The sequence below is a fragment of the Oleiphilus sp. HI0117 genome (genome assembly GCF_001635235.1).
This window is the reverse complement of sequence record NZ_LWGA01000970.1, coordinates 1-1611: the sequence shown is the minus strand read 5'-3', so window position 1 is coordinate 1611 and position 1611 is coordinate 1. Positions and strand designations below refer to the sequence as shown.

Sequence of the window (1611 nt, the reverse complement as noted above, 5' to 3'; positions counted from 1 at the left end):
AACTGACTTGTAGACACACCATCAACAACAATATCACCAGCTAAAGGTACCGATATTTTTCCATCAGGACGAACCAGTACGTCTACAGATAAATCTGGATTACGCCACACACGCACTTGAACAGCGTCTCCAACACCTAATAGATACTCCTCAACCACGCCAATACTCGTTTCAACAGGCTGCTCCTTCACAACATTCTTAGTCGAGCAGGCACTTAGAAAACCCACCAACACAAAACAAATAATTAGTTTTATTTTCATCCTTCGACCCTTTGCCCTTACTCTAATCTTAAAAACGAACAAGCTCTTCGCCCTAGCACAATAAACCTACCCTGCTTACGAGTTCGCTTTGACACACAGTGATTACTACAATAACAGTTTAATGAACACCCTTGCCCAACAACACAACTTCTACCGTTTGAATAACAATCAAAACATCCATAAAGAAGCTATGATTCTTAACATAATATAAGTCGTATTTCAGCTTGTTTCTCGCATCGTCAACCGAAGCACCATAAGGGTACTTTAACTGCGCCCACCCCATTAACCCCGGCTTAACCTTATGCCGCGCATCATAAAATGGTATTTGCTCTTTCAACTCTTCTACAAACTGTGGCCTTTCGGGGCGAGGCCCTACGAAGCTCATATCACCGGTAAAAACATTATATAGCTGCGGCAATTCATCAAGACGCGTATTTCTGATAAACGCCCCAACTTTTGTTACGCGGGCATCATTTTTAGTCGCCCAAACGGCCTTACCGTCTTTCTCGGCATCTTGAGCCATACTTCTGAATTTATAAATTGAAAACTCTTTGCCATTCAAACCGACTCGCGTCTGACTATAGAGAATTGGCCCATCGCTCTCTAGCTTAACGGCTATCGCAGTAATCAGCATAAATGGCCACGCTAGCAAAAGAATAAGCCCAGCTACCGTCAGATCAAATATTTTCTTAAGAATGTCTCTCGCTTGAGAATAGACAAAACCATCCGAGAACAAAGCCCAGCCAGGGCGCAGCATTGAAATTTCCAAGCGCAGAAGCTCTCGCTCAATAAACTCTACCGGGTCAGTTACACGAACCCCCCGGAGCTTACAGTCAAGCAAAGCATCTATAGGAATCTGACCACCTTCACTGCGGCGGCGCTCATCTGGCGCGACAACTATTTCACTAATATTATGCTGCTTAACAAAGGCCATCCAATCTTCAGGTTCATTGACCAATAAACTGGAATCTACAACCACCTCACCTTGCCCACAAGCCATACAGCCATATAACTGAAACCCTGACTCATCTTTACTAGCTTGAATTCGCTCCATAATATTGGCAGCTGTGTTCCCAGCACCAAAAATTACAACTCGCCGCGTTAACTGAGCCAAATCAACGACTTTATAAAAAAGTACCCTTACCACTAATACGAAGATCAAGGAAAAGGTGATCGCAAACGCTAAAACGCCGCGACCTAAATACATAACAGGGAACAAGTAATAGAGTATCGTCAAGCTTGCGGTACCCAAGAAGAAATAGCTCACAACAGTACGCAAAGCCATCCCGGTCAAGCCTTCTATATAGATACTCGTATAAACCCCCATTGCAAGGGAGCATACACTCAACAC

At 43.8% G+C, this 1611-nt stretch carries 2 protein-coding genes; both read right to left on the bottom strand.

The window, feature by feature from the left end:
• Positions 1-260: polysaccharide biosynthesis/export family protein (locus A3757_RS17395; protein WP_197470103.1), on the bottom strand; the 260-nt coding region annotated here is incomplete at its 3' end.
• Positions 261-378: 118 nt separating this feature from the next.
• Positions 379-1611 (bottom strand): TIGR03013 family XrtA/PEP-CTERM system glycosyltransferase (locus A3757_RS17390; protein WP_156506386.1); only part of this gene is annotated, 1233 nt, incomplete at its 5' end.